Origin of the sequence: Kribbella qitaiheensis (assembly GCF_014217565.1) — a bacterium.
In the GTDB taxonomy this organism is placed as follows: Bacteria; Actinomycetota; Actinomycetes; order Propionibacteriales; family Kribbellaceae; genus Kribbella; species Kribbella qitaiheensis_A.
In genome coordinates this window covers 556,524-574,721 of the sequence record NZ_CP043661.1, presented here as the reverse complement: position 1 = coordinate 574,721, position 18,198 = coordinate 556,524, and the positions used below count along the sequence as shown (strand labels likewise).

Here is an 18,198-nt window from a genome sequence, read left to right as displayed (position 1 = left end):
ACGAGCGCCATCGACGCGATGCCAGGCAGGCACTCGGCATGCTCTAGAAGATCTCGAGGCTGACTGGCGCGGCGGGCCAACCGAAGGCACTGGTGGCCGCGGACAGGGCACCGGGAGTGTGTTCGGTGACCCGGCCGGTCGCGGCGAACTCAGCCAGCGGCCGAGCGCCTAAGTAGGCTCCGGCGAGCTCGGTCACCGACATCGAGAGATCGGGCGTGGACTCAGACCGTTCACAGCTGGCGTGTCCGGTGTCGCCGATCAGCCGAAACCGCCCGTTGTTGGCTTCGACCAGGTGATCGGTCACCTCGATCACCACGTCCACACTGGTGGCATAGCGACGCTGCGCAAGCGCGCGGGGGACGTCGGTGAGCCGGACCCACAGCGACTCGGTCACCCGCCGGCCAAGCGCGACCGGACTGCTCACCAACTGCTGCAGCGGCTCGTCCACCGCAGCCTTGCCGTACTCCAGCTTGGCGGCCAGATCCAGAGTCAGCAGGTGGTACCACAGCGCGTGGTACGCCGTCGGCTCGACGGCGACCACTTCCTCCACAACCACCTCACTGGCCGGCCCGGTGGGTCCCCAGCCCATCTTGCCGCGCCACAACACATAGCCGTCCACGATCCCGGCGCCATCGCGATGCACCAAGACATGCCGCGCCGTCATCCCACCGCGATGCTCGGGCTGGTCCTGAAGCCGCTTGCGCCACAACTGCTCAGACCGACCCGACACTCCTGGACGCCTCGCCTGCAACTCCCCGAGCATCCTCGCCAACAGAGGCAGTGCCTCCTCGGCGCGAATCTCCTCCACGCCGCCCAAATCGCCGCGGACGGGATGCGGCTTGACCCGGTGCAAATCGGCCTCGTACGACACCACCCACGCAGCCGGGGCATAACCGAACCGGCCGTAGATACCGGACTCACTCGCCCACAGCACCGCCAAAGCCTCCGGCACCTCGCGCAACTGCCGGCCCATCAACCCGGACAAGATCCCCTGTCGCCGGTGCGTCGAACGGACCCCGACCGCGGTGACATGCGCCGCCGGAACCACGGCTCCGGGAACCGACAAGTCACGACTCATCGCCTTCGCAGTACCGACGAACTCGTCACCGTCCATAACGACCAGCGCCCGCTCCGGCTCGAACAACTCCCGATCCAGATCGTCAGGCGAACTCTCGAACATCATCGCCGCGGCGAACAAACCCACGAAACGATCATGCTCAGCTGCAGTCGCCACCCGCACCACAAACTCCGAGTCCGCCATCCACGCATACTCACACGCCGCTCCGGGATCTGGCGAGTCAGGGATGGCAGTGCGACACGCGTTCTATCGGGCTGGGCGGAGGCGTGTTGCCAGGACGGCCAGGCCGAGGATGGTGGGGATCGCCAAGGCGACTGGTAGTGCGCCGCCTGTGTCGAGGGTCTGTCGGGAGGCCACGGTGAGGTGGACGGGTGGGCTGACGACCAGCGGGCCGTTGGGGGGAATGATTACGACGTACAACGCGAAGTGGCCGCTGTTGACTGCCTGGACCTCCCATTCCTGCTGGCTTTCCTCGTCCGTCGCCACGGGCTGGGTTACGTCTTTGGTCCAGTCCTCCAGGTCGACGTACACGCCGTCGAGGCTGGTTACGTTGAGGTGGGCGAACCCGCCGACCGAGCTGGTGATCGTCGATTGCAGGGAGACGGTCTGGCCGGTCACGACGTTGAGTCGGTCAGCAGTGAGGGTAATGGCGGGTTGCGGCGTCGCGGCGGGTGCTACGGCGATCAGCGTCGCGGCCAGCAGGTTCAGGAAACTCATTTGGAACCCACTCCCCCGGTCAGTTGGACAATTCTCGGAGCGGTCACGATCAGCACGCCGGCCACCAACACAGCAAGCAGAGCGGGGGAAAGCAGATAGCCGAGGTCGTAGGTCCAGCTGCGGCGATTAACCAGGATCTGGGAGATGTAGTGCAGCGCCGAGCCGATCGGGTTGATCCGGACGAGCACATCCCCGAAGCCGGTCCTCGGCAAAGCCGGCAGCTGCGTTGGGGCGAACAAGACCAGCAGGAGCAGCAGACTGAATGCCAGGCTGGTCTTGTTCGAGTTGGTGCATGCGCTGATCAGCAGGGCTAGACCGCCGAGGCCCGCTGCCACGAGGGTGCCGACGATCAGGGTCAGCAGCGCCGCCTGCCCTGCTACCGCGACCCCTCGACCAAGGACCCACAGGTATGGCACCGTGACGACCAGGCAGGCGAGCCACATCGTCAACGCCGCCAACAGTTTGCCGCTCACGATGCTTCGCCTGGACACCGGAGTGAGCAGCAGTGCCTCGAGGGTCCCTCGTTCTCTCTCACCGCTGATTGTGTCTGCGCTGACCACCAGTGTCAGCAGTACGCCGACGGACAGCGAGACCTGGACGGTCAGGTTGACGGCCTCGCGTTGCTCGAGGAAGTTCATCGCGCGGTTGGTGGCGGCGAGGTAGGTCATCGCACTCAGCAGCACGCTGAACGCGAACAGCAACAGCGGTCCGCGCCCACCGATCCACAGGTCCCGGCTCTCCTGCTCAGCGATGACGGTACTCATGGCTTCTCCTGGGTGAGGGTCAGGAACGCCTCGCTCAGTCCGGCGGCGCCAGCGGTGGCGATCACGTCCGAGACCGAGCCGGCCGCCCGCAGTCGTCCGTTGTGGAGGATCAGGAGGCTGTCGCAGAGTTGCTCGACCTCGGTCAGGGTGTGGGTCGACAGTACGACGGTCGCGCCGCGCTGCAGGGCGATCTGCCGGATGGTGCTGAGGACCTCGAGCTGTCCGGCCGGATCGAGGCCGAGGGTGGGCTCGTCCAGGAACACCACGGCCGGTTCGTTGATCAACGCCCGGGCGATGCCGAGTCGTTGCCTCATGCCCCGGCTGTACGTCGAGATCCGCGAACCGGCCCGATCGCTCAGCCCGACATCGGCCAGCAGGCGGTCGGCGATCCTGGTGGCGCCGGCCCGGTCGCGACCGAACAGCCTGGCCGAGTACCGCAGATACTCCCGGCCGGTCTGGCGGCCCGGATAACCGGCGCTTTCCGGCAGTACGCCGATCCGCTGCCGGATCTCCGCTGCCCGGTCCCCTTTGATACCGGCGACGGAGAACGATCCGCTGGTCGGCCGGAGGATGGTGGTCAGCAGCCGGATCGTCGTCGTCTTACCCGCCCCATTGGGCCCCAGCAGACCGAGGATGTCGCCTGGCTCGGCGACGAAACTCAGCTCGTCGACAGCCACCCGGTCGCCGTACCGCCTGCTCAGCAGGCTTGCTTCGAGACTCGCCATGGCCCTGACGCTAGATCCGCCGTGCTGAACGCCGGCTGAACGCCGCATTCAGCCTCTGTTCAGCCACAATGAGTCAGGATCGCCGCGGAGGAGGTGGCAGATGCGGGCGCTTGTGGTCGAGGACGAGCTGCGCCTGGCCGCCGGACTACGGACCGGGCTGGAGGCCGAAGGCTTCGCCGTCGACGTCGCCCTGACCGGGACCGACGGGCTTTGGCTGGCCCGCGAATACCCTTACGACGTACTCGTGCTGGATCTGATGCTGCCCGAGGTCGACGGGTTCGAGATCTGCGCGACGCTGCGGACCGAGCGGGTCTGGACGCCGATCCTGATGCTGACAGCGAGAGATGCCGACACCGACCAGGTCAGGGCGCTCGACACCGGCGCCGACGACTACCTGACCAAGCCGTTCTCGTACGCCGTACTGGTCGCCCGGTTGCGCGCGCTGGTGCGACGAGGTGCGGCCGAGCGGCCGGCTGTCGTGACGGCCGGCGATCTCCGCTTGGACCCGGCCGCGCGGCGGGCCTGGCGCGGCGACGTCGAGGTCCAGTTGACGGCGCGGGAGTTGTCGTTGCTCGAGTTCATGCTCCGCCGTCAGGGGACGGTGGTGTCGAAGCAGACCATCCTCGACCACGTCTGGGACTACGACTTCGAGGGCGACCCGAACATCGTCGAGGTCTACGTCCGGCGACTCCGCAACAAGCTGGACCGGCCGTACGGGCGATCGTCGATCGCGACCTTGCGCGGTGCGGGGTACCGGCTGGCAGTCGATGGTGGCTAGAGCGCGATGACCGTACGGGTGCGGGTGACGCTGGCCGCAGTACTGGTCGTCGGCCTGGCCCTGGTCGCCGGGGCGCTCGTTCTGGTCGCGCTGCTCAGCTCGGCGCTGACGGATCAGGTCTGTGCCAATGCCCGCGAGCGCGCGGCACAGCTGGCTTCGAGCCTTCCCGGTACGCGGGTTTCCACGCCTGGCGAACTCGTTCAGCTGGTCGATGCCTCTGGCAAGGTCATCGACGCTGCTCCGGACGTACGCCGGTACGCCGACCCGGGGGCGCGCTGCGTGAAAGCCGAGCCGGCCGGATACAACGAGGACTTCCTCTTCGCCGCCGCGATCGCACAGCAGCCAGGCGGAGCTCAAGTGATCGTCGGGCGGCCGCTGGTCGACGTACTGGACTCGACGCGCTTCGTCACGCGGGTGCTGCTGGTCGGGATGCCGCTGATCCTCCTGGTGGTCGGTGGAGTCGCCTGGACGGTGACCGGGCGGACGCTGGCGCCGGTGACGGCGATCCGGCGAGAGGTCGACGAGATCTCCGCTGCCGAACTCCATCGCCGGGTGCCGACAGTGCACGACCGCGACGAGATAGGACGGCTGGCCGCGACGATGAACCGGATGCTCGATCGGCTGGAACAAGCCCAAGACAGCCAGCGGCGCTTCGTCTCGGACGCCTCGCACGAGCTGCGCTCGCCGATCGCTTCGATCCGGCAGCATGTCGAGGTGGCTCTGACGCATCCGGATCGGTCGTCCCTGCAGGAACTGGCCGGCACCGTACAGGCGGAGAACCTCCGGATGCAGCGGCTCGTCGACGACCTGTTGCTGCTCGCCCGGGCCGACGAGCAGGACCTTCACCTGCCGAAGCTGCCGGTAGACCTGGACGATCTAGTCTTCGACCAGGCGCACCGGTTGCGCACAGCAACGAATTTCGAGATCGACACCTCCGCCGTATCGGCCGGCCGGGTACTCGGCGACGACACCTCGCTGCGACGGATGCTCCACAACCTGACCGAGAACGCCAGCCGCTATGCCGATAAGCGGATCGCGCTCACCCTGGGCGAGTCGAACGGCGAGGTGGTTCTGACCGTCGCCGACGACGGCCCGGGAATCCCGTCCGCCGACCGGGAGCGGATCTTCGAGCGGTTCGTCCGCCTCGCAACAGCTCGCGGACGCGAAGACGGCGGCAGCGGCCTGGGTCTCGCCATCGTCGCGGAGATCGTCAAGGCCCACGGCGGCCGCGTCGAGGTGGCCGGAAACGGTGCGGCAGCCCTCGACGGCGCTGTGATCGAGATCCGTCTGCCCGCGAGCGACGCCTGAGCAGGGTCGCATTCAGGCCTGGTTCAGGCGGATGGTGCCAGCGTGCTGCGGAGACGGCGAGATCAGTCGCCGACCGATGCACCGGAGGCATGATGAAGTTTGCGAAGAAGGCATTCACCACTGGACTGGCCGCGATCGTGATGTCAGGCGGCCTGGCGACCACCACAGTCCCGGCAAGAGCTGCCGGGAGGGTGGATCTGGCCAAGCCGACGTTCAGCCATCCCACCCGGATCACCAACCCGTTGTTCCCGGCAAGAAGACTGGATCAGCTGCTCCAGCTTGGCTCGGAAGACGGCGAGAAGCTCCGGTTCGAGACGACCCGGCTGAAGACCCCTGTCGCGATCCGCTGGGGTGGCAAGACCATTGACACCGTCGTACAGCAGTTCGTCGCGTACGGCGATGGGCGGGTGGCCGAGGTCGCTGTCGACTACTACGCACAAGCCGACGACGGCTCGGTCTGGTACTTCGGCGAGAAGGTCGACAACTACGTCGACGGCGTGATCCACGACCACTCCGGGACCTGGCTCGCCGGGCGGGACGGGCCACCCGGGATGATCATGCCCGCACATCCGCGGGTCGGGGACGTGTTCCGCCCCGAGAACATCCCCGGCCTCGTACTGGAGGTGGCAACCGTCACCGCGACCGGACTGACCGTCGCGGGCCCACGCGGCCCGGTACCCGGCGCCATCCGAGTCCGGAATCTGGAGCTTGACGGCAGCATCGAGCAGAAGATCTTCGCCCCGGCGTACGGCGAGTTCCAGGCGTCGGTAGCCGCCACCGGCGAGTCCTACGAGGCTGCCCTCGCGATCCCGGCCGACAGCATCCACTGCCGCCGACCGCGCAGGCTCATCGCGCTCGATACGACAGCCGCCCGAGTCCTCGTCGCCGCGGGACGCCACGACTGGCGGCTGACCGACCAGCTCGTACGCACCCTCAACCAGACCTGGATCGCCCACCGGCACGAGGTCCGCGTTCCAACCAAGCTCAGCGCACAGTTCTCAGAAACCCTTCAGGCCTTGAGGAAGGCCGTCGCGAGCCGCAAGGCAGTCACCATCCGTCAAGCCGCGGTGAAAGTCGGTCTCGCCGCAGTCGACCTGCAAGCGCAGTACCGATCGGTGCGCGCCACTGATCACGCCAGGATCGCCTGGTGGCGTCACCAACTCCAGATCGACCGCGCGACCGGCGATGCCGGCGAAATCGCCGGAGACAAGGCCGTCCTCACCGCCATCCGCAACCGCCTCGTCGGCTGACTCAGACTGCGCTGACCAGGCCGGCCTGGAAGGCGAGGATCACCAGTTGCACTCGGTCTCGGGCGTCGAGTTTCGTCAGGAGATGCGCTACGTGGGTCTTGGCTGTTCCCGGTTCGATGTGCAGCCGCTGGCCGATCTCGGCGTTCGAGAGTCCCTCCGCTACCAGCAGCAGGACCTCCCGCTCGCGATCGGTGATCGCGGGCAGCTGAATCCTGGGGCGTATCTCGTGGCGTTTCGGCCGGGTCGCGAACTCGTCGATCAGGCGTCGGGTGATCGATGGTCCGAGCAACGCGTCGCCTGCCGCGACGACCCGGATCGCGGCGAGCAACTCCGCCGGCGGGGTGTCCTTCAGCAGGAACCCGCTCGCCCCGCCGCGCAGCGCGGCGTACACGTACTCGTCCAGGTCGAAGGTGGTCAGCACCAGTACCTTCGCCGCCGATGACTGTGTGACGAGCCGGGTCGCCTGCAGTCCGTCCATTCCGGGCATCCGGATATCCATCAGAACCACATCTGGCTGGCAGCCGGCCACCAGCTCGACCGCGGCCGAGCCGGTGGCCGCTTCGCCGACGACGAGCAGGTCGTCCGCAGTACTGACGATCCCCGTGAGCCCGGCGCGTACAAGAGCCTGATCCTCGGCGATCAGTACACGCACTGTCATAGCGGACGCTCCATCAGCGGTAGCCGAGCTGACACTTCGAACCCGTGGTCCGGCAGCGGCCCAGCCTCCAGCGACCCGCCGTACAGGGTGACGCGTTCGCTGATGCCGATCAGACCGTGCCCGGTCCCCACGTTGCCGTTCGGGCAGCCGGCGCCGTGGTCAGTGACCTTGATCGCCAGCTCGCTCGGGCGGTAGTCGATGAGCGCCTCGGCCGTTCCGATCGCCGCGTGCTTGACGACATTCGTCAGTGCTTCCTGAACGATCCGGTACGCCGACAGGTCGATCCCCGCCGGTACGTCGACAGGCCGACCTGTCACGGTCAGCCGCACCTCGACCCCTGCGGAGCCGGTGTGCTCGATCAACTGATCCAACTGGCCCAGCCCCGGCGCCGGACCGAGCGCCACCGGATCGTTCTGCTCCGATCGAAGCACGCCGAGCAGTTGCCGCAGCTCGGCGAGGGTATGCCGTCCGGCGGCCTCGATCGCCGCGAGGGATGCGCGCTTCTGCCGGCCGCTCGTCGATGATCAGGTGACCGTAGGCCGCCTGCACAGTGATCACACTCATGCTGTGGGCAACGATGTCGTGCAGCTCCCGCGCAATTCGCATCCGCTCCTGCTGGAGCACGAACTCCCTGCTGTGCAGTCGCTGCTGGGCGACGACGTACCCACACACCCAGGCACCGGCAACATCATCCCGAACGGCACGACCGCACCCGCCCGATCGAAGCCGGGCAGGGCCGTCGCCACCGCACCTGCTTCGGCCGCCGCGAGCGCTGCCAGCCCGGTATGCCGGCTGCGGAGTCCAGCTATCCGAAACAGCGCGTAGCAGAGCGGAACTACCGCAATGAAGCCCAGGGAGTTGTCGATCGGCATCAGCGCGAGCGGAATCCACCCAGTCACGAAGGCCCAGACCGGACGGCGTCTGGTGAGCACGATTGCCCCGGCTGCGAGCGCTGTACCCAGCAGCGCCAGCAGAGGCTCCTGGCCTTTGTGAGTGAACAAGACCCAGGCTGCAATTCCATATGCACCCGCTAGTGCGCTTTCCACGGCCAGCACCTGACCCGGCCGTAGCCGCGCAACCAAAGGCACCCGATTGTCCATAGCTATGACAGTAGGGGCGTTGAAATCGCCCGGTCATCACCCTCCAGGCATACGTCTGACGGCAGATCTCAACCCGCGGGCGGACGCGGATCTCTCCCCGTAGTGCAATGCCCAGCACCAGGCCGCACCGACATCGTGGCAACACGCAAGCCGAATCCACTGGAGCATCCGATGATCGAAGTACACCAACTCAGCAAGTGTTATCGATCGACACAGGCCGTCGACGACCTCACCTTCACCGCCCAGCCCGGTCGCGTCACGGCCTTTCTCGGCCCGAACGGCGCCGGCAAGTCGACCACCTTCCGAATGCTGCTCGGCCTCGACCGGCCCGACAGCGGACGGGCACTGATCAACAGCAAGCCGTACTACGCACTCGCGAAGCCAATACAGCGGGTTGGCGCGTTACTGGACGCAAACTCGGCCCATCCAGGTCGCTCTGCTCGCAACCATCTTCTCTGCATCGCTCAGGCGGCAAGGATCGGCGGAAGCCGAGTGACTGAGGTACTTGAGCTGACCGGCCTCAGCGAAGCTGCCACCCGTCGAGTGGGCACCTACTCACTGGGCATGCGACAGCGCCTCGGAATCGCGGCCGCTCTCCTCGGCGAGCCCGACGTCCTGCTCCTCGACGAGCCGGTCAACGGTCTCGATCCCGAAGGTGTGCGCTGGATCAGAGGGCTCCTTCGTGGCCTGGCCGACGAAGGCCGGACCGTCTTCGTCTCCAGCCATTTGATGAGCGAGATGCAACAGGGCGCCGACCACCTCATCGTGATCGGCCGCGGCCGGCTGCTCGCCGACACCCCGCTGTCCGACTTCACCGCAGACGGGCGATCGCTGGAGGACGCCTATCTGGATCTGGCCGACGACGCCGCGCAGTACCGCACCGGAAGGACGAACTGATGCTGCTCTCCGAATGGACCAAACTGCGATCCGTCCGCTCGACGCCGCTGAGCCTCGCCGCCGCGTTCGCGGTCGCAGTACTAGGTGGCCTGTTCTCCGCGACCGGCCGCGCCAAGGATTACCCGACCTGGTCGACCGTCGACAAGGCCGCCTTCGATCCTGTCAATCTGAGCTTCGACGGGCTCGCGTTCGCCCAGTTGGCGTTCGGCGTGATCGGGGTGCTGGCGATCAGCTCGGAATACACGACCGGGCAGATCCGGACCACCTTCGCGGTGACTCCCCGGCGCCGGCTCGTGCTGATCGACAAAGCCGTCGTACTCGGAGCGATGACACTGGTGGTAGGCGAGATCCTCTCCCTCGTCAGCTTCTTGGTCGCTCAGCTCGGACTCCGCAGTGTCCATCTGGACGTCCCGCTGAGCGATGGCGCTGCCCTACGCGCGGTAGCCGGCGCAGGCATCTATCTGGTTGCCCTGACTCTCCTTGGACTCGGCCTCGGCGCCATCATCCGGCACACAGCCGGAGCGGTCAGCGCCGTGTTCGGACTGGTCTTCGTGGTCCCACTCGTGGCTACAAACCTGTCAGGCTGGATCAGCTGGCCGTCCAAGTGGAACCTCTGGGCCGCCGGCAACGCGCTCATCTCCACCCGCCCACCTGTCGATGGAGCACCTTCACCGGCACTGGGTCTACTCATCTGTGCCGTCTACGTACTCGTCCCACTGGCCCTTGCCCTCTTCCTTGTCGGCCGCAGAGACGCCTGAGGCCGTCGTCGCGCCGTACGGGCGCTCCCGAGACTCAGGTGGTTATCAGGTTGGGGAATCTAGGCTTCGGGACCCATGCGTACGCGAGTGTTCTCGGCCCCGAAGGTCCCCGCGGTCTTCCTCAGGTTCTGGGTAGTCAAGCTGCTGACCACCGGGATCGGCGAGACGGGCTCGGACTTCCTCGGCACCGTCAGCATCCCACTGGCCGCCATCATCGGGATCGGTGCCTTCTTCGCCGCTCTTCAGGTACAGCTGAGGGCCGAGACTTACCACCCGGTGCGCTACTGGGCCACCGTCCTCAGCGTCGCCCTGTTCGGCACCGCGGTCGGCGACGCCACCGCCATCGACTTCGGCCTCGGCTTCACCTGGTCGATCCTGCTCTTCGCCGTGCTCATCGTGGTGCCGCTCGGCCTACGGAAGCTCGGCCTCAACGTCACAGTGGCCTTCTGGGCGTCGTACGTGCTGACCCGACCGCTCGGCGCTTCGGTCGCCGACTGGCTCGGCAAGGGCACCCACGACGGCGGTGTCGGCTGGGGCACCGGCCCCGTCACCGGGATCGGGCTGCTCCTCTTCGCGGCGTTGGTTGCCTACCTGGCCATGACCCACAGTGACGTCGACCATGCTGCCGTCCACGCCCGCGACTCGACCGTCAGCAAACCCGACCCGGCCCTCGACGTAACGCCCTAGAAATCGCGTCGCCGGGCGAATTGTCGGTGGCCGGTGGCACTCATCCGAGACGCGCTCTTGACGCACCAGCCGAGTTCGGGTCCGTGGGCAGCGATCACGCCGTGGCGAGCTGGTTCAGAATGGAGGGATGGACGATCGGCGTACTCGGCTTGAGCGTGAGCGGCAGAAGACTCTTGAGCGCCTGGCGAGCCTGACTGGCGACTTCGACGCGATCGTGGCTGCCTCGCGTGACAGCAACGCCGATGACGAGCACGATCCTGAGGGGTCGACGATCGCGTTCGAACGGTCCCAACTCGGTGCGCTGGCCGAGCAGGCTCGCAGGCACCTCACGGAGATCGATGCCGCGGAGGAACGCCTTGCTGCTGGTACTTACGAAACGTGCGAGCGCTGCGGCCGACCCATCTGGGACGACCGGCTCCGAGCGCGTCCGGTAGCTCGCACCTGCACCGCTTGTGCATCAGCCGGATGAGGTGCCTGCCACGTGGGTCCGAACGGATCGACTGTCGATTTGTGACGGGCTCGTTCGTCAACGTGGGTGAAACCATCTACTCGAGCGAGGAGAACTGCGATGATCGTCGACACCGTTTTCCCGATTGTGGTCAGTAGCGATCTGCCGCGACTACTGCAGTTCTACACAGAGGTCCTCGGCGGAGAGCAGGTCTACCAGTTCCCTCCAGAGGGCACACCGGCGTACGTGAGCCTTCGGTTCGGCCAGGCAGCCCTCGGCCTCGGCCATGATCCGGCGTACAGACAGGCTCCGGGTACTCCGGCGATCTCGCTGTGGCTGTACGTCGATGACTGCGCGGCCGCGGTCGACGAGATCCGCAAGGCCGGCGGGACGATCACTCAGGAGCCCGTCGATCAGCCCTGGGGCGAACGCGAGGCACGCGTCCAGGACCCCGACGGCAACATCCTCATCATCGGCCAGCACGCCACCGCCTAAGGACGACCTACATCACGCGGGCGAGTTCGGGCCGGGCACGGCGGCGGCGGAATCCAGCTCGATCGGCCAGGAGCCGTTCCCAGGCTTGGCAGGGTCTCCTACCTGGGTGTCGTCAGGCGTAGTCTGGGGTGTATCCGGGTCGTGACGCGTCTGTTGGGACGCCAGCCAGTCCGGGGACCGCGAGGAGCCACAGATGGCGATCCGGAACCGCAAGACCAGCGCTGCTTTGCCTCACCGCCCCGGTGATGCGCTGCCGACCTCCACGGCCGACTCGGGTCAGGTCGAACCCGTGCCCAAGGATCAGTCCGATCGAGGCGAAGCCCCCGCCGAGGTCCCGGCCGCGGTAGGTGTTCCGTCCACGCGGGTGGGGGCTTTGTGGGTCGGGCTGTGCGCGGCGGCGGTGCTGTTCGTCGCTCTGATCGTGTTCTTGCTGCAGAACACCCGGCGTACTGAGGTGTCGTTCCTGTGGCTGGACGGGTCGGCGCCGCTGGCCATCATGCTGCTGATCGCCGCCGTCGCGGCGACATTGCTGACCTTGACCTTGGGAACGGCGCGGATCACCCAGTTGCGTCAGGTAGCCAAGCGCCGCGCGTCCGGCGAATCCACTAAGGCATGATCCGCACGCCTGAATAGGGCTCATCGGATCGGCTGTGGGGCCGGGTCGGCGCGGCCGGGTAGTGGTCGTGCAAGGCGTCCAGACGCCGCTCGTAGTCATCGACCTCGATCGTGCCGTCCGCCAGTCGCAGGGCCAGCAGCAACTCGGGGGCCGGCTCGGCGACGGGCGAGGTGCCGGCCACCACAGTGAACCGCGCCCAGGCGATCGCGCCGAAGACCACCGCGCTGACGAAAACGACCAGCCCAGTGATCACGAGGACGTATCCCCAACCGCTCATGGATCCGTCGTGCCAGAGCGTCATCCGTCATCCTCTCCAAATCCCGGGCCTTCCCGGGCACTCCTCATCCTCGCCGTCTTCCTGGCTTGCTCCCACCGCCCAATGACCCCTCTCATGGGACGAAGGTCCCGTAACAGGCAGAACATCGTCCGGGCGACCCGGTCGTTCAGACCCGTGGCGGGCGCGACCGGATCGCGCTGACGGTTTCGCGCGCGATCTGCCATTCCTCGTTGGTGGGGATGACCAGGACCGCGACGGGGCTCGCGTCGGTGGAGATCGCGCGAGGCCGGTCCGAGGAGGCGGCATTGAGTGCCGGGTCCACGCGGATTCCCAGCCGCTCCAGGCCGGCCAGTGACGCGGCGCGGGCGGCTGGGTCGTTCTCGCCGACGCCGGCGGTGAAGACGATCGCGTCGACGGTGCCCAGCGCGGCGTAGTACGCGCCGACGTACTTCTTGATCCGGTAGCAGAAGACGTCGAAGGCCAACTGGGCCCGTTCGTCGCCCGCGGCCCGGCTGCGCGACAGCTCGCGGAAGTCGTTGTAGCCGGCCAGACCCTTCAGTCCGGAGTCGAAGTTCAGCGCGTGATCGATCTTGTCCAGCGGCCAGCCCAGCTCGCGGGACAGGTGCGCGTGGATCGCAGGATCGAGGTCACCGGAGCGGGTGCCCATCACCAGTCCCTCGAGCGGGGTCATCCCCATCGAGGTGTCCACGGACCGCCCGCCCCGAACGGCCGTCGCGGAGCATCCGTTGCCGAGATGGAGTACAACGAGGTTCACTTCAGACCGGCCCAGCATCCGCGCAGCCTCTCCGGAGACAAAGGCGTGCGACGTGCCGTGGAAGCCGTAGCGCCGGATCCCATGCTCGGTGGCCCATTCCCGCGGTACTGCGTACGTGTACGCCTGCGGGGGCAGCGTCTGATGGAAGGCCGTGTCGAACACGGCAACCTGCGGCAGTTGCGGGAACAGCCGCCGGGCGACACGCATGCCGGTCAAGTTGGCCGGGTTGTGCAGCGGCGCCAGCGGTACCAGCTCGGCGACCTTCGCGAGCAGTTCGTCATCCACCAACGTGGGCTCGGCGAAGGCGGAACCACCATGCACGACACGGTGGCCTACGGCAACCAGCTCGATCTCGTCGAGCGCTGGTCCCTGGACGGCGAAGGCCTCGATCGCCGCCTGCAACGCTTCCTCGTGAGAGGCGATCACCAAGGTCGAGCGGGTCTCGCCGCGTGGGCCGCGATGCCGGTGCGAACCTTCCGCTTCACCGATGCGCTCGACGACACCGGCCGCGGCAGCATCACCGGATTCGGCGTCGACCAGGCTGTACTTCAGCGACGACGAACCCGCGTTGATCACAAGGACGTAGGAGCTCATCAGCCCTTGCTCCGCTCGGCCAGCTGCGCCTGGATGGCGGTGATCGCCACGGTGTTGACGATGTCCCGGACAGTGGCGCCACGAGACAAGTCGTTCACCGGCTTCTTCAGCCCCTGCAGCACCGGGCCTACCGCCACCGCGTTCGCCGAGCGCTGCACCGCCTTGTAGGTGTTGTTCCCGGTATTGAGGTCGGGAAAGATGAACACCGTCGCGCGGCCGGCCACCGAGGACTCCGGCAGCTTCGTCTTCGCCACCGCGCTGTCGATCGCCGCGTCGTACTGGATCGGCCCCTCCACCAGCAACTCCGGCGCCCGCTCCCTGATGATCATCGTTGCCTTCGACACCTTCTCCACATCGGATCCGGTGCCGGACGTTCCGGTCGAGTACGACAGCATCCCGACCCGCGGCTCGATCCCGAAAGCCGCCGCCGTCGCGGCAGAGGAGATCGCGATGTCGGCCAGCTGCTCGGCGGTCGGATCCGGGTTGACCGCACAATCGCCGTACACGAGGACCTGGTTCTCCAGGCACATGAAGAAGACCGAGGAGACGACCGACACCTCGGGCAGCGTCTTCACCACCTCGAGCGCCGGCCGGATCGTGTGCGCGGTGGTGTGCACCGCACCCGACACCATTCCGTCGGCCAGACCGAGCTGCACCATCATCGTCCCGAAGTAGGAGACATCTCTGATGAGGTCGCGGGCCCGGTCGAGGTCGACGCCACGGTGCTGACGCAGCCGGTGGTACTCCGCCGCGAACCTCTCCCCCAGCACAACGTCGTCGGGGTCGATGATCCGCGCCGCCGAGATGTCCACCCCGAGACCGGCCGCCTTCGCACTGATCACGACCGGATCACCCAGCAGGGTCAGCTCCACGACTCCCCGCCGCAGCAGTACGTCGGCCGCCCGGAGGATCCGCTCCTCCTCACCCTCCGGCAGGACGATGTGCTTGCGGTCGGCAACTGCTTCGTCGATCAGCTGGTACTCGAACATGAGCGGCGTCACCGCGCTGCTCCGTGCCACCGCGAGACGGTCCAGCAACGCCGGACCATCGACGTACTGGTCGAACAGCGTGAGCGCCAGGTCCACTTTGCGCGGCGAGTCCTTCGTCAGCCGGCCCCGTACTGCGGTCAGCGCGGTCGATGTCGCGTGCGTCCCGAGGCCGGTCTCGATGATCGGCATCGTGCTGCCGACGCCGTCGATCAGCCGCCCGATCTGCGGCGGCAACGCGAACCCGCCATTGAGGAAGATCGCCGAGATCTGCGGGAAGTTCTGCGAGGCGTTCGCCATCAGTACGCCAACCACCACCTCGGGACGATCCGCTGCGGTGATCACCGCAGCGCCGTCGAACAGGCGGTCGAGCACGTTGGGCATCGTCATGCCGGCCACCACCAACCCACTGACCTCCCGGGAAAGCAGCCGAGAGTCCCCGCTGAGCAACCCTCCGTCCACAGCGCCCATCAGATCAGCCACCGAGGGCGCGCTCAGCAGCGTCTCTTCCGGGATGGCGAACGCCGGAACCGCCGCACTGGTCAACGCGGCAACGGTTTCCGCGAGCCGGGTCTTGTCCACCCGATTGGCGATCACCGCGAACAGCGAGCCGTGATTGGCCTTCAGTTCGGCGCCGGCCATGTCCGTCAGCGTGCGCAGATCCTCCGGCGCACGACCGGCGCCGTTGAGCACCAGCAGCACCGGCGCACCTAGATTGGCGGCGATCCTGGCGTTGTACGAGAACTCCGTCGGCGTACCCACATCGGTGTAGTCACTCCCGACGATGAGCACCGGGTCACCCCGCTCGGCGACCTTGCGATACCGCTGCACGATCCGATCCAGCGCGGCATCGGGATCGGCGTGCACCTCGTCGTACGTGACTCCCACGCCCTCCTCGTACGGCGACGAGACCGCGTCATGTGAGGTGAGCAGATCCAGCACGTAGTCGCGCCCGCCGTACAGGGCGGTGTCCGGCCGCACGATGGGCCGGAACACTGCCACCCGCTCCACCCGCTTGGACAACTCCTGCAGGACCCCCAGGGCCACCGTGGACTTGCCGGTGTACCCCTCGACCGATGCGACGTACACGCTGCTTCCCATGATTGAACCCTAGCCACCATGAACCGACGGGCAATTCCCCCGGTGATTTCAGCCTCCGGTACTGCTCCGGCATGGAGATCCTGTCCGGGGCGCGAGTGCTTCGATCTCAGGTGGTCGGTGCCGGCCCGGGGTCGGCGCGGAAGGCTTCGATCGCGGTGGGCAGGGTGAAGAAGATGCGGTCAGGGCCGAGGCGGTCCAGGAAACCGGCGGCCGCCAGGTCGTCGCGGAGGTCCTGCTTGACCCGGGCCAGTGCCAGCGAGATCCCTCGCCGGCCGAGCTCCTCCCGCAGAGCATCGAGGGCGTCGATCGCGGTGATGTCGATCTCCACGTTGGCCTCGGCGTTGAGCAGCAGCCAGCGGACCGGCTCCGGCGATGCCCCGATCGCGGCGAGCGCGCGCCGCCGGAAGTTCTCGGCGTTGGCGAAGAACAGCGGCGAGTCGTAGCGATACACCACCAATCCGGGCACCGGCCGGGCAGTGGGATAGTCGTCGACGTCGTGCATTCCCGGGATACCTGGCGCGATGCCGAGGATGCCGTCATGAGGTCTGGCCACCCGGCGGAACAGGTCCAGCACGGACAACGCCACCGCGACCAGTACGCCGTACAGAACGTCCAGGACGACGACACCGAGGCAGGTCACGACCGCCAGCACGAACTCACTGCGCCTGAACCGGGCGAACCGCCGGAATTCACCCAGGTCGACCAGCCGCAAAGCCGCATAGACGACGAGCGCACCGAGAGCAGCCGCTGGGAACGTCGCCAGCAGCGGGCCCGCAACCAGCAAGGTGATCACGACGGCACCAAGAGCTACCAGCGAATACACCTGACTCCTCGCGCCGGCGGCGGCCGCGATCGCAGTACGGCTGCCGCTACTGCTGACCGGGAATCCGTGCAGGCCTCCGGCGGTCAGGTTCGCCACACCGAGTGCCAGCAACTCCGCATCCGCGTCGACACGCTCCTGCCGTTCGCCGGCGAACGCCCGCCCGGTGAGTACCGTGTCGGTGTAGCCGACGAGCGCGACCCCGCACGCGGGCAGGATCAGCAACTTCAGATCGTCGGCACTGATCGCCGGCCAGGACGGCATCGGCAGCCCGGACGGAACCGATCCGATCAGGGCCACGCCATGATCGCCCAGGCCGGCCACAGCAGCGACCGCGGCAGCGAGAGCCATCACCAGCAACGGCGCCGGCAGACGCGGCGTCCACCGCGCGGACGCGAGCAACAGACCGAGTACGGCGACCGACAAGCCCAAGGTGGCCGGATGCCAGGTCCCCAACTGCTGGACGGCGGAAACGACCTCGGCCGCCGGACTGTCGCCCGTGACAGCGACACCCGTTATCCGTCCGAGTTGGCCGACGATCATCAGCACCGCTATGCCTGCCAGGTAGCCGACGAGCACCGGCTTCGACAGCAGGTCGGCAAGAAATCCCAGCCGGAGCAGCCACGCGACCAGGCAGATCGCTCCGACCATCAAGGCCAGCGTGGCAGCCAGAATCATGTAGCGGGAAGGATCACCGACTGCGATCGCCCCTACCGTCGTCGCCGTCATGAGCGCCGTCGTCGACTCGGGACCAACTGACAGCAGCCGCGACGTACCCAGCACGGCGTACACGGCCAGTGGACCGAGCACCGCCCACAAGCCCGCTACCGCCGGCAACCCAGCCAGCTGACCGTAAGCCATCGCCTGCGGAACCAGGTACGCGGCCACAGTCACTCCGGCGATCAGGTCGGCACGTAGCCCACCCCGGAGTCCTCTGAGGCCTGCCCCGACCGTCATTTGCCCAGTATGTCGGTACTGCGGCGGGCCATCGATGCCGACGGCACCTTTCCGGTCGATCGTGGATCTGAGAGAAGCTCGGGTCCGAAGCCGGGAGGCAGCAGATGACTCCGAAGCAAGGTAAGGCGAACCGGACCGTCGGCCGGATGCCGAAGAAGCCGTACGAGCGTGAGTTGCTGCGGCTTCAGGCCGAGTTGGTCAAGCTGCAGGAGTCCAGCGCCCGCCGCTCGCACTCCCCCCGCGCCCCCCCGTCCAAGGGAGATCAACGGACGCCACGGGTGATGCAGACCCAGGTCCCCGACCACGCCGCGGAGCTGCGCCGGAAATAGCCGTCCCGGCCAACTGAGGACCTTCGCCTCTGCTGGCAGGCCGGGGACAGGCGTGTGCTGGTGGCCGACGACCGTCCGGG

General features: G+C 67.2%; 21 protein-coding genes. 11 read left to right on the top strand and 10 right to left on the bottom strand.

Annotated features, from left to right (window positions below):
• Positions 1–43 precede the first annotated feature (43 nt).
• The 4 genes from F1D05_RS02615 to F1D05_RS02600 form a co-directional block, all read right to left on the bottom strand.
• Positions 44–1,261 (bottom strand): GNAT family N-acetyltransferase, encoded by a 1,218-nt coding sequence (locus F1D05_RS02615; RefSeq protein ID WP_185445836.1) that lies wholly within the window; start codon positions 1,259–1,261, stop codon positions 44–46.
• Positions 1,262–1,324: 63 nt separating this feature from the next.
• Positions 1,325–1,795 (bottom strand): hypothetical protein, encoded by a 471-nt coding sequence (locus tag F1D05_RS02610; RefSeq protein WP_185445835.1) that lies wholly within the window; start codon positions 1,793–1,795, stop codon positions 1,325–1,327.
• On the bottom strand, positions 1,792–2,559 hold the full coding sequence (locus F1D05_RS02605) for an ABC transporter permease (protein ID WP_185445834.1): 768 nt from the start codon (positions 2,557–2,559) through the stop codon (positions 1,792–1,794). Before F1D05_RS02605 ends, F1D05_RS02610 begins: the two co-directional genes overlap by 4 nt.
• A complete protein-coding gene (locus F1D05_RS02600; protein ID WP_185445833.1) occupies positions 2,556–3,284 on the bottom strand; it encodes an ABC transporter ATP-binding protein in 729 nt (242 codons plus the stop codon). Before F1D05_RS02600 ends, F1D05_RS02605 begins: the two co-directional genes overlap by 4 nt.
• A gap of 100 nt (positions 3,285–3,384) precedes the next feature.
• Here F1D05_RS02600 and F1D05_RS02595 point away from each other — a divergent pair, with 100 nt between their 5' ends.
• The 3 genes from F1D05_RS02595 to F1D05_RS02585 all read left to right on the top strand — a co-directional run bounded on the left by F1D05_RS02595 (position 3,385) and on the right by F1D05_RS02585 (position 6,620).
• Positions 3,385–4,062 carry a response regulator transcription factor gene (locus F1D05_RS02595; RefSeq protein WP_185445832.1) on the top strand — a complete coding sequence of 226 codons (678 nt, stop codon included), beginning with the start codon at positions 3,385–3,387 and terminating at the stop codon, positions 4,060–4,062.
• Positions 4,063–4,068: 6 nt separating this feature from the next.
• Positions 4,069–5,370: a sensor histidine kinase gene (locus F1D05_RS02590; RefSeq protein ID WP_185445831.1), complete on the top strand. Its 1,302-nt coding sequence runs from the start codon at positions 4,069–4,071 to the stop codon at positions 5,368–5,370.
• 92 nt (positions 5,371–5,462) lie between these two features.
• Positions 5,463–6,620 carry a hypothetical protein gene (locus F1D05_RS02585; protein ID WP_185445830.1) on the top strand — a complete coding sequence of 386 codons (1,158 nt, stop codon included), beginning with the start codon at positions 5,463–5,465 and terminating at the stop codon, positions 6,618–6,620.
• A gap of 1 nt (position 6,621) precedes the next feature.
• Here F1D05_RS02585 and F1D05_RS02580 read toward each other — a convergent pair whose 3' ends face one another.
• Entirely contained in the window at positions 6,622–7,278 is a 657-nt protein-coding gene (locus tag F1D05_RS02580; protein ID WP_185445829.1) for a response regulator, read from the bottom strand.
• A complete protein-coding gene (locus F1D05_RS39605) occupies positions 7,275–7,709 on the bottom strand; it encodes a sensor histidine kinase (RefSeq protein WP_246486377.1) in 435 nt (144 codons plus the stop codon). Before F1D05_RS39605 ends, F1D05_RS02580 begins: the two co-directional genes overlap by 4 nt.
• 136 nt (positions 7,710–7,845) lie before the next feature.
• On the opposite strand from F1D05_RS39605, the gene F1D05_RS02570 reads away from it, so the two are divergent.
• The 7 genes from F1D05_RS02570 (at position 7,846) to F1D05_RS02540 (ending at position 12,279) form a co-directional block, all read left to right on the top strand.
• Positions 7,846–8,103: a hypothetical protein gene (locus F1D05_RS02570; RefSeq protein ID WP_185449866.1), complete on the top strand. Its 258-nt coding sequence runs from the start codon at positions 7,846–7,848 to the stop codon at positions 8,101–8,103.
• Positions 8,104–8,549: 446 nt separating this feature from the next.
• Entirely contained in the window at positions 8,550–9,275 is a 726-nt protein-coding gene (locus tag F1D05_RS02565; RefSeq protein ID WP_185445827.1) for an ABC transporter ATP-binding protein, read from the top strand.
• Positions 9,275–10,033 (top strand): ABC transporter permease subunit, encoded by a 759-nt coding sequence (locus F1D05_RS02560; RefSeq protein ID WP_185445826.1) that lies wholly within the window; start codon positions 9,275–9,277, stop codon positions 10,031–10,033. Before F1D05_RS02565 ends, F1D05_RS02560 begins: the two co-directional genes overlap by 1 nt.
• Positions 10,034–10,108: 75 nt before the next feature.
• The gene (locus F1D05_RS02555; protein ID WP_185445825.1) at positions 10,109–10,720 is read left to right on the top strand and encodes a hypothetical protein; all 612 of its coding nucleotides are present in this window, start codon (positions 10,109–10,111) and stop codon (positions 10,718–10,720) included.
• A 127-nt stretch (positions 10,721–10,847) separates the two neighbouring features.
• Positions 10,848–11,189: a TraR/DksA family transcriptional regulator gene (locus F1D05_RS02550; RefSeq protein ID WP_185445824.1), complete on the top strand. Its 342-nt coding sequence runs from the start codon at positions 10,848–10,850 to the stop codon at positions 11,187–11,189.
• Between the two features lie 99 nt (positions 11,190–11,288).
• Complete coding sequence (locus F1D05_RS02545) at positions 11,289–11,663, top strand: VOC family protein (RefSeq protein WP_185445823.1); 375 nt, start codon at positions 11,289–11,291, stop codon at positions 11,661–11,663.
• 193 nt (positions 11,664–11,856) lie between these two features.
• Entirely contained in the window at positions 11,857–12,279 is a 423-nt protein-coding gene (locus F1D05_RS02540) for a DUF1049 domain-containing protein (RefSeq protein ID WP_185445822.1), read from the top strand.
• On the opposite strand, the gene F1D05_RS02535 is transcribed toward F1D05_RS02540, so the two are convergent.
• From F1D05_RS02535 to F1D05_RS02520, 4 genes are all read right to left on the bottom strand, one after another.
• The gene (locus F1D05_RS02535) at positions 12,269–12,580 is read right to left on the bottom strand and encodes an SHOCT domain-containing protein (protein ID WP_185445821.1); all 312 of its coding nucleotides are present in this window, start codon (positions 12,578–12,580) and stop codon (positions 12,269–12,271) included. The two genes, F1D05_RS02540 and F1D05_RS02535, sit on opposite strands and share 11 nt — an antisense overlap.
• Before the next feature lie 142 nt (positions 12,581–12,722).
• The gene (locus F1D05_RS02530) at positions 12,723–13,925 is read right to left on the bottom strand and encodes an acetate/propionate family kinase (RefSeq protein WP_185445820.1); all 1,203 of its coding nucleotides are present in this window, start codon (positions 13,923–13,925) and stop codon (positions 12,723–12,725) included.
• Positions 13,925–16,012, bottom strand: a complete 2,088-nt coding sequence (gene pta, locus F1D05_RS02525; protein ID WP_185445819.1) for a phosphate acetyltransferase — start codon at positions 16,010–16,012, stop codon at positions 13,925–13,927. Before pta ends, F1D05_RS02530 begins: the two co-directional genes overlap by 1 nt.
• A 106-nt stretch (positions 16,013–16,118) precedes the next feature.
• Positions 16,119–17,789 carry a SulP family inorganic anion transporter gene (locus tag F1D05_RS02520; RefSeq protein ID WP_185445818.1) on the bottom strand — a complete coding sequence of 557 codons (1,671 nt, stop codon included), beginning with the start codon at positions 17,787–17,789 and terminating at the stop codon, positions 16,119–16,121.
• Positions 17,790–17,893: 104 nt separating this feature from the next.
• Between F1D05_RS02520 and F1D05_RS02515 the strand changes: the two genes are divergently transcribed.
• A complete protein-coding gene (locus tag F1D05_RS02515) occupies positions 17,894–18,118 on the top strand; it encodes a hypothetical protein (RefSeq protein ID WP_185445817.1) in 225 nt (74 codons plus the stop codon).
• Positions 18,119–18,198: the final 80 nt, after the last annotated feature.

Bases quoted from the DNA above. Each gene is read 5' to 3' on its own strand.
- F1D05_RS02585 (WP_185445830.1), top strand. From the start codon at position 5,463: ATGAAGTTTGCGAAGAAGGCATTCACCACTGGACTGGCCGCGATCGTG.
- F1D05_RS02605 (WP_185445834.1), bottom strand. From the start codon at position 2,559: ATGAGTACCGTCATCGCTGAGCAGGAGAGCCGGGACCTGTGGATCGGT.
- F1D05_RS02520 (WP_185445818.1), bottom strand. From the start codon at position 17,789: ATGACGGTCGGGGCAGGCCTCAGAGGACTCCGGGGTGGGCTACGTGCC.
- F1D05_RS02545 (WP_185445823.1), top strand. From the start codon at position 11,289: ATGATCGTCGACACCGTTTTCCCGATTGTGGTCAGTAGCGATCTGCCG.
- F1D05_RS02600 (WP_185445833.1), bottom strand. From the start codon at position 3,284: ATGGCGAGTCTCGAAGCAAGCCTGCTGAGCAGGCGGTACGGCGACCGG.
- F1D05_RS02540 (WP_185445822.1), top strand. From the start codon at position 11,857: ATGGCGATCCGGAACCGCAAGACCAGCGCTGCTTTGCCTCACCGCCCC.
- F1D05_RS02580 (WP_185445829.1), bottom strand. From the start codon at position 7,278: ATGACAGTGCGTGTACTGATCGCCGAGGATCAGGCTCTTGTACGCGCC.
- F1D05_RS02565 (WP_185445827.1), top strand. From the start codon at position 8,550: ATGATCGAAGTACACCAACTCAGCAAGTGTTATCGATCGACACAGGCC.
- F1D05_RS02610 (WP_185445835.1), bottom strand. From the start codon at position 1,795: ATGAGTTTCCTGAACCTGCTGGCCGCGACGCTGATCGCCGTAGCACCC.
- pta (WP_185445819.1), bottom strand. From the start codon at position 16,012: ATGGGAAGCAGCGTGTACGTCGCATCGGTCGAGGGGTACACCGGCAAG.
- F1D05_RS02590 (WP_185445831.1), top strand. From the start codon at position 4,069: ATGACCGTACGGGTGCGGGTGACGCTGGCCGCAGTACTGGTCGTCGGC.
- F1D05_RS02555 (WP_185445825.1), top strand. From the start codon at position 10,109: ATGCGTACGCGAGTGTTCTCGGCCCCGAAGGTCCCCGCGGTCTTCCTC.
- F1D05_RS02615 (WP_185445836.1), bottom strand. From the start codon at position 1,261: ATGGCGGACTCGGAGTTTGTGGTGCGGGTGGCGACTGCAGCTGAGCAT.
- F1D05_RS02550 (WP_185445824.1), top strand. From the start codon at position 10,848: ATGGACGATCGGCGTACTCGGCTTGAGCGTGAGCGGCAGAAGACTCTT.
- F1D05_RS02515 (WP_185445817.1), top strand. From the start codon at position 17,894: ATGACTCCGAAGCAAGGTAAGGCGAACCGGACCGTCGGCCGGATGCCG.
- F1D05_RS02560 (WP_185445826.1), top strand. From the start codon at position 9,275: ATGCTGCTCTCCGAATGGACCAAACTGCGATCCGTCCGCTCGACGCCG.
- F1D05_RS02530 (WP_185445820.1), bottom strand. From the start codon at position 13,925: ATGAGCTCCTACGTCCTTGTGATCAACGCGGGTTCGTCGTCGCTGAAG.
- F1D05_RS02595 (WP_185445832.1), top strand. From the start codon at position 3,385: ATGCGGGCGCTTGTGGTCGAGGACGAGCTGCGCCTGGCCGCCGGACTA.
- F1D05_RS02535 (WP_185445821.1), bottom strand. From the start codon at position 12,580: ATGACGCTCTGGCACGACGGATCCATGAGCGGTTGGGGATACGTCCTC.